This window comes from Streptomyces sp. NPDC041135 (assembly GCF_055592085.1).
The window spans coordinates 1-8,138 of the sequence record NZ_JBVIYZ010000066.1 but is presented as its reverse complement, the minus strand read 5'-3'; the positions used below and the strand labels follow the sequence as shown (position 1 = coordinate 8,138).

Sequence of the window (8,138 nt, the reverse complement as noted above, 5' to 3'; positions counted from 1 at the left end):
TTACGAGAAGACAGCCACCATCTACTTGGCCGGACTCCACATCGCGGGCATCTTCCTCTGGTCCGCCCGATGATCCAAACGAAACTGCCTAGGTCACCGAGGCCGTCAAGCTCCTGGCCGCACTCGCACCCGCCCTCGCCGAAGCCGTGCGGACCGCGTCGACGAAGGCGTACGTGCTCCTGGACGGCACGGCTCCTGCCGATCGACCGGATCGCCGCCGACCGCCCCTACTGCTCGGACAAGCACAAGAAGCACCGCATGAACGTGCAGGCCATCGCCGACCCGGGCGGCCGTCTCCTGCAGGCTTCACCAGCCCAGACCGGAGCCGTCCACAACGTGCGGACCGCACACGAGCACGGCATCATCGACGCCCTGGCCGAGATCGGCATCGACTGCTGGGTCCTGGCGACTCCTCCGCAAACTCCGCAGCTCGACAACCGGGATCACCAGCCTCGTCCGAGCCGTCCTCACCCTTTATCTGGCCAGCTCAGACTGAAGATGGACAGAGCTCAGTCTCGCTCTGTGTGCTGTCCCATTTCCACATGGGACACGAAGCCCACGCTGCCGACTCCAAACGCGTACGCCTCCATGCAGACAAGGCGCATGACATCCACATCCCTCACCCGCGGCGATGGCTACAGGGCAAACGCATCGGCGTCCGCATCGCCCGCAGGGGTATCGACTCCAGCGAGCGACTCGGCCGACGCAGGTGGGTCATCGAACGCACCATGTTCTGGCTGACCGGCTACCGCCGTCTCACCCACCGTTACAAGCGGAAACCAGGAAACTACCTGGCCTTTCTCGGACTGGCATCCGCCCTCTGCCGCTACAAGCGGTTCCTCAAACTGACCATGTAGGGCACGATCTTAAGTTACTAGAGTACCTTGGGGTAAATCCATGTGCCCTGATGTGCACCTGACTTCCAATAAATATTCATGTCAACGAACCTGTAATCCGTAGCAGGAAGCGTCAGATAGGGCGATGAGCAAAGGGTAATACCCGTGGCTTTCAATGTAAGCGCGTCACATTCCCAAGAAAGTACCGGAGGCGTAGTATCGCCGCCATCATGAGCCGCAACAACCACTCGTTGGAGTTGTGTCGCGGAGCCATTTGGGGCAAGGGAAATTTGAGTAAACCTTCCCTGAACGGCCCGCTGACCCCCGTTCGTTACGTAGCAGAGCTGAAAAGAGTATACGGAGCCATCCTCATATGGCTTAACGTCCGTATCGGTGCATTCCGCCACAAGAGGAGGCGCTGCAGAATCGAGCGCTACGGCAGGATTTGAAATGCCGAGCGAGATTGACAAAATGGCAAATGGCATGAAGATTTTAACTGGTAAGCCAAGCATGGCACTCACTCCAAAAATGTGACTGGATCATTAAGCCTGTGCAGAGTTACCACCGATCGGGGTGATGGCCGACGCAGACTTCGAGCCACACTGCAGGTAGGGGCGATATCAACCTCTGACGACAGTTCACGCCGTGGGGTGGAACGCTGAAAAGGCTCATTTGCAAACAACATAAAACCTGATTAGGATTTTTGTGCACATGAGCAATGAGTGCTCAACTTTACCCATGCGAGCTCGGTGAGGGTGGCGAGGACGTGGATGCGTTCCGCCGGCTTCATCGTGGCGACTCCTTCTGCTGCGACCTGCTACTCGGGGGCTGTGGGGCTCGTCGGGCGGACAAGCTGTACGTCGACAGGCAGTGCCACTTCCAGCACTATCCCGCTGGGCAGCACAGGGGCCAGGTGGTGTGCCGGCGTCGCAGCGTCGGCGAGTCGAGCGCCAACCACCTTTACGTGAGGGCGCGCTGCAGGCGTCCCCTGGTCGTGCTCGGGAGAGAGCTGGGCCAGGCGACGGTGCTACCGACGGTACGCCGGGCGCGAGGGCGAACCGGGGCGGGACGCCGGCACATTCCCTCGGGATGGGTACGGGGCCGCCCGTGTGTGCGGCCGTCTGGTCCTCGCCTTCTGCTGCGGAGCGTGGACACCAACCAGGGCTGCGCAGCGGAGTTTGTGGAGGAGCCGCCAGCTCTTGATGGTGGCCATGGCTTGTTCGACGAGGGCTCGGATCTTGGCCTGGGATCGGTTCACGGCCTGCTGGCCTGCCGAAAGTGTGTCCCATTGGCCGCGGTATGGAACCCGTACCGTGCCGGCGGCGCCTTGATAGGCCTTGTCCGCCCGGCAAGGTATCTGGGCCTGGCCGAGGGCGTTGATGATGCCGTGTTCGCGGGCCGCGCGAACGTCATGAACGGCCCCTGGCAGTGCGGGCGAGACCCACAGCAGTCGGCCGAACGGATCGGATGACCTGCACGTTCATCTCGTGCTTTTTATGCTTCCCGGAGTAAGAGGGCCGGTCGGCGGGGATCCGGTCGATCGGCAGGAGCGTCCCGTCGGGCAGGACGTACGCCTTCCCCGAGGCAGCCCGGACGGCATCGTCGAGGGTCGGTGCGAGTGCGGCCAGCAAGTCGACGGCCTCTGTGATGTAGCGGTAGACGGTGCTCGTCCCGATCCCGAAACCTGCTGCGAGTTGGCCGTACGTGGTTCCGTTCCGCAGATGCGCCAGCACCAGCAGGGCTTGACGCCCGACCGGGAGCCGACGCCAGCGGCTCTTGATCCGACGGCGGTGTTCGCGCAGGCGAGCGGCGAGGAAGGACAGGGATCGACTGGACACGTCCAGCCCGCACGGGTAGACAGGCACACGAAGCCTCTGGTGGCACCGGGCGATCTTGGTCGTGAACCCGTCTACCAGGGGCTTCACTCATCTGTCGACCCAACTGTCCAGCTCACAGATCAAGTTGGCAAAGGCTCAGTGCTTGAACGCTGAGCGCTGGTGGCCGGTGCGGTCCTCGCCGACGGCCTTAACGTGCATGTTGGTCGCTGCCGTCGGACCTCCATCCCGGTTTGCTGGCGACGGCGTGAACGGGTTCGTACAGGAACCATATGTATTTCCGCGGAGGCTTGGGCTTTCGCCGGAGCGGGAGCCGGTGAGCAGTGACTACTCACTCCCTCGGCAAGGAGCAAGCATACCTTCAGAGCCTCGATCAATCCGCCTGCAATGGCGAGGAGAAGCCTTGCGCGATATAGCCGTCGTCGGAATGGGGTGCCGTTTTCCGGGCGCCCGCAATCTCTCTGAGTACTGGGAACTCTTGCTCAGTGCGGAGCCACAGTTCTCCACCGTTCCGCCTGAACGGTGGGATCACCGACTGGTCTACGATCCACATGACCTCAAAGCGCGTTCGGGCACCTACACGGATCGCTTGGCCACGATCCGGGACATAGATCTCTTCGACGCCCGACACTATCGCATGACTCCCCGGCGAGCCGTTTCGATGGATCCGCAACATAGGCTGCTGCTGGACACATCACGGGAAGCGTTGCAGGACGCCGGATGGGAACGAGCACATTTTGACAGGGAATCGACCGGAGTATTTTTTGGCCTTAACTTCTCAGACTACCGGGACTTGATTCCGGACATACGGACGATGGATTCCTACACTCTTACCGGCTTCCCGCTGAACATGGCAGCGACGAACGTGAGCCAGTTCTTCGACCTGCGCGGTCCGAGCTTCACCGTGGATTCAGCATGTTCAGCCTCTCTGGTGGCTCTTCACCAGGCGGTGGTAAGCTTATCTTCCGGCGAATCCAAGGTAGCCCTGGTCGGCGGCGCCTACCTCACACTCGATCCGCGCATTCTGATCAACTTCTCGAAGATCGGCGCAGTATCAAAGCAGGGCGTGTGCCGCCCCTTCGATCGCCGCGCGGACGGGTTCGTCCTTGCCGACGGCGTGGGCGTCGTAGTTGTGCGGCCGCTGACGGACGCCCTCTCCGCAGGTGATCGCGTCTATGCAGTCATCCGCGGCATCGGGATGTCCAACGACGGGGCGTCCGAGGGACCCATGGCTCCGTGCACCCACGGCCAGATGCTCGCCATGAAGAGATGCTATGACGATGCCGGATTTTCTCCCATAACCGTGGGACTCTTCGAGGCGCATGGCACCGCCACCGTCGTGGGCGACGCAACGGAGACGCAAACCATGACCGGTGTACGCAACCAGTTGCGACCAGCATCCGAAAAAATCCATGACGCCTTTTTGACGTCAGTCAAAGCGCTCATCGGACACAGTCTTGGCGCGGCAGGCGTGGCTTCGGTCATCAAGGCCAGCCTTGCACTGCACCATCGTGTCATTCCTCCGATGCCGGTGACCGAGGTGGCCCGTCCAGACGAGCTGAGAGATGCAGGACTGCGTATTCCGTTCTCCCCCGAGATTTGGAACACCTCGGCTGAGGTTCCGCGTCGTGCCGGTGTGAGCAATTCGGGTTTCGGCGGAACGAACGTCCATGTCGTGCTGGAGGAGGCTCACACATCCGAGACGGAATCCACTCCCAGCGTGCGGCTCACGGAAGGGAAAGCCCCACCTCACCTCTTCCTCTTATCGGCGGGGAACCTGCTGCACTTGCAGGACCACCTCAAGGACTTGCTGATTCTTCTCGCCAGCCGGCCACATGTCCGACTGGCTTCGGTTGCCCGTACGCTGCTGTCCCGCGAGCTGCTCGATGCACGCCTCGCGATCGTCGCGGCCACGTACGAAGAGCTCTCCGCTCGGATGCGCACGGCTCACGACGCGCTGACGCAATGTCGAACCGGCACCCTGGCGGACGGCGTCTACCTCGCCGACGCGCCGCTGCAGGCATCTGACCGGGGCATCGCATTCGTCTTCCCCGGTCAGGGTAGCCAGTCACCAGGTATGATCAGCGACCTCTACGCCCGCTATCCGGACGTCAGCACGGTCCTGCGGTCATGGGACGCGGCCGGCCACCGGGAAAAGCCCCCCATTGCTCTTCTCGACACAGTGTTCGGTGCGAGCAGCACCACAGATGAGGGACGCTGGCGGCTCGCGTCCACCGATGTCTGCCAGCCGGTGGTCGGGGCCACGGGCCTGGCGGTCGCCCGCCTGGCAAAGTCGCTGGGTGTGTTACCCGTCGTGAGTTTCGGGCACAGTGTGGGCGAGTTCCCCGCTGCCGTGACGGCGGGTGCCTTGGACGAAGCCGAGTGCCGTGAACTCCTGCTCCGTCGAGGACGGGAAATGCGGCAGGCCGAAGTAACCCGAACCGGCGCGATGCTGGCTGTCCACGGTGGTCGGGAAACTCTTGAGCGACTGACGGCGGCGGTGGACGAGGTGTGGGCGGCCTGCTTTAACAGCCCCGGCCAGACTGTCTACAGCGGTTCCGTCCGCGGTATCGACGAGCTCCAGGCGCGGTGCCGTCAGGCCGGCCTGCGTTCGCACCGTCTCGCAGTCTCGAACGGGTTCCACTCTCCTCTCCTCGACAGCGTGCGGTCCCGACTCGAGGACGATCTGGCCGGCCGTCGTATCGTGCCGCCGACGGGCGGCTTCGTCTCCACCGTGAGCGGCAAACGGGAAGGGGACCCGGAAGCGCTTCGAGCGTTGTGGGGACGTCATGCCGCCGCTCCGGTGCGGTTCGCTGAAGCGGCCCGTTCCGCGTTTACCGAGGGTGCCCGGTTCTTCGTTCAGGTCTGTGGTGGGTCAAGCCTTCTCAAGGCTATCCGTCGCAGCCTCGAAGATCCAGCCGCCGCCCGATTCATTGCCCTGACCGGCGAGAACCCCGATGGTGCCAGAACGTTCCTCGCGGCCGTGGGACAGCTGGCCGTGGCGGGGGCCGACATCGACCCGTCGCCCTTGGCGGACCTGGACGCTCCGCTGACGACGCTGCCACCCTCACCCCTGGCCCCGACGTCCCACTGGTATCCCCAGGTCGCCACCCGCATACCCGCGCCGCCCACAACGGCGGGCCTCGCCGCTACCCGGGGCGTTCCCACGCCTCCGCCTGCGACACCACATCCGCCCCGCTCGACCCGACAGCCGGCTGCTACCAAGGACGGACTCATGACCGACGATGTCGTGGCACTCCTGCGCGAACAGATCAGCCTTCTGCGGGCGATGGCAGATCCTGGGGCCGCGAGCCAAATGGCACCATCTCACGCGCCCAGTGCTCCTGTAGAGCGTGAGGGCTCCCCCGCACAATCTCCGGCCAGCGCACCCGCTCCAGCCCCCGATGGAAGCGGCGGCGGCGCCCATGTGCGCGATCGTGTCTATGCCGAGGTCGCAGCCGTCGGCGCGTTCCCCCCGAGAAACCTGTCAGATGACCTTTCCATTTCCCGAGACCTAGGATTCGACTCCGTCATGGTCACCGAACTCCTCGAACGACTGCGTCAAGCTCTGCCTGATGCGGCCGAGCACATCGATGAGGGGCTCATCAATGGCGAAGCCACCATCGGAGGAACCATCACCACCTTGACGGAGCTTCACGGCACGTCCGCGTCACCGAGCCACTCCCTGGATGCCGCGGAAACCCGCAGGCCGGCATCCAGACTCCAGCGGCATTCTCCCGAACCGGAGGCCCCCACGGCCGGACGGATCATCCCCCAGAACAAAATTGAGGAGTTTCCCGAGCTCTTGCAGATGGAGCAGCGGTTCAACCGGCACCCGTATTTCCTGCTCCATGAAGGGACCATACGCGACACTACCAGGATCGACGGTTCTGAACTGATTTCCTTCTCCGGCTATAACTATCTCGGAATGTCCGGAGATCCCAAGGTCAACGCAGCGGTGAAGGAGGCCGTTGATCGGTACGGAACATCCGTCTCCGCCAGCCGAATCCTTTCAGGTGACCGGCCTCTGCACAGAGAACTCGAAGCCGAGATCGCACGTCTGACGGGGACTGAGGACTCCATCGTCCTGGTCAGCGGCAACGCGACCAACGTCACCCTCATCGGCCACCTGATGGGTCCCGGTGACCTCATCGTGCACGACGCTCTCGCGCACGACAGCATCCTCCAAGGCTGCAAACTTTCGGGAGCACAGACCCGCTCGTTCCCGCACAACGACATGGCGGCCCTGGATCTCTTGCTGCGCCGCACGCGCAGTCACTACCGGCGCGTACTGGTCGCTGTCGAGGGCGTCTACAGCATGGACGGTGACATCGTCGACCTGCCGTCCCTCCTCGAGGTGAAAGCACGCCACAACGTCATGGTCCTGGTGGACGAAGCCCACAGCATCGGTGTGCTGGGAGCCAGCGGCGGCGGCGTCGGTGAACATTTCGATGTGGACCGCAGCGCCGTGGAGCTCTGGTCGGGCACCACATCGAAGGCCCTTGCCGGGTGCGGCGGCTACGTCGCCGGAACCAGCAGGGTCGTGAGCCTGCTCAAATCATCGATTCCCGGATTCATCTTCAGCGTCGGGATGACACCTGCGAACGCCGCCGCCTCGCTGGCGGCCTTGCGGGTGATGCGCGACGAGCCCACGAGACTGAAGAGGCTGCGGGACAACTCACAGCTCTTCCTCCGACTCGCACGTCAAGCCGGAATCAACACCGGGAACAGCCACGAGTCGCCCATCGTACCGGCCATCCTAGGAGACTCCGATAAGGTCGTCCGGCTCGCAAAATCCCTGTTCGAGAAGGGAATATGTGTTGACCCCATCGTCCACCCTGCCGTATCCGACGACCTGGCGCGGCTCAGGTTTTTCATCGTCTGCAATCACACGCCCGAGCACATAGAGTTCACCGTGGCAACCCTCGCCGAGGAACTGCGGACAACGGGTAGCTGAGCCGCCTGACTTAACCTGTCCCGTCGGCTGCTGTCATCACCTGACGCCCGATCATCAGCGGGATGTGCGCACTCCTCTTTCGCCGACAGCAGCTCGGTATTCGCCAGGAGACTCAGCGGCCGGGTCTTGTCCGGGCGGGACGGCGGACTACTGACCTTCAAAGCGTGGTGTCGTAGGGGCTGACGCCTCGTGATCCTTGCGGTATGCCGACCGCATCTGGTATGCGCAAGGGGGCGGACTGACCGACGAACGGCGGTCCTTCCGCGAGAAGTTGAGGATGGAGGCGGCTGTGCGGTTCGCCCTGGGCGACGAGAGCGCGGTCATCGCGCACGACCTGCGGGTCAGCGTCCGGTCGGTTCAGCGGTGGCGCAGGGCCTGGTCGCAGAACGGGCCCAGGGCCCTGGCCTCCAAAGGCCCGGCATCGCTGCCGCTGCTCAGTGACGAACTGTTCGCCGTGCTGGAGCGGGAGCTGGCCAAGGGGCCGGTGGCACACGGCTGGCCGGACCAGAC

General features: G+C 63.4%; 3 protein-coding genes and 3 pseudogenes. 4 read left to right on the top strand and 2 right to left on the bottom strand.

The window, feature by feature from the left end; all coding sequences use genetic code 11:
• Window positions 1–92 precede the first annotated feature (92 nt).
• Window positions 93–496 (top strand): annotated as a pseudogene (locus ACZ6CZ_RS37300) (transposase family protein); the annotation flags it as partial.
• Window positions 497–572: 76 nt separating this feature from the next.
• Window positions 573–857, top strand: a pseudogene (locus ACZ6CZ_RS37295) (transposase); the annotation flags it as partial.
• Window positions 858–874: 17 nt separating this feature from the next.
• On the opposite strand, the gene ACZ6CZ_RS37290 reads toward ACZ6CZ_RS37295, so the two are convergent.
• Window positions 875–1,357 carry a hypothetical protein gene (locus tag ACZ6CZ_RS37290; protein ID WP_469030422.1) on the bottom strand — a complete coding sequence of 161 codons (483 nt, stop codon included), beginning with the start codon at window positions 1,355–1,357 and terminating at the stop codon, window positions 875–877.
• Window positions 1,358–2,001: 644 nt separating this feature from the next.
• Window positions 2,002–2,701, bottom strand: a pseudogene (locus tag ACZ6CZ_RS37285) (transposase family protein); the annotation flags it as partial.
• A gap of 373 nt (window positions 2,702–3,074) precedes the next feature.
• Between ACZ6CZ_RS37285 and ACZ6CZ_RS37280 the strand changes: the two are divergent.
• Both ACZ6CZ_RS37280 and ACZ6CZ_RS37275 read left to right on the top strand, forming a co-directional pair.
• Complete coding sequence (locus tag ACZ6CZ_RS37280; protein WP_469030420.1) at window positions 3,075–7,628, top strand: type I polyketide synthase; 4,554 nt, start codon at window positions 3,075–3,077, stop codon at window positions 7,626–7,628.
• A gap of 214 nt (window positions 7,629–7,842) precedes the next feature.
• Window positions 7,843–8,138: helix-turn-helix domain-containing protein (locus tag ACZ6CZ_RS37275; RefSeq protein WP_469030423.1), on the top strand; the 296-nt coding region annotated here is incomplete at its 3' end.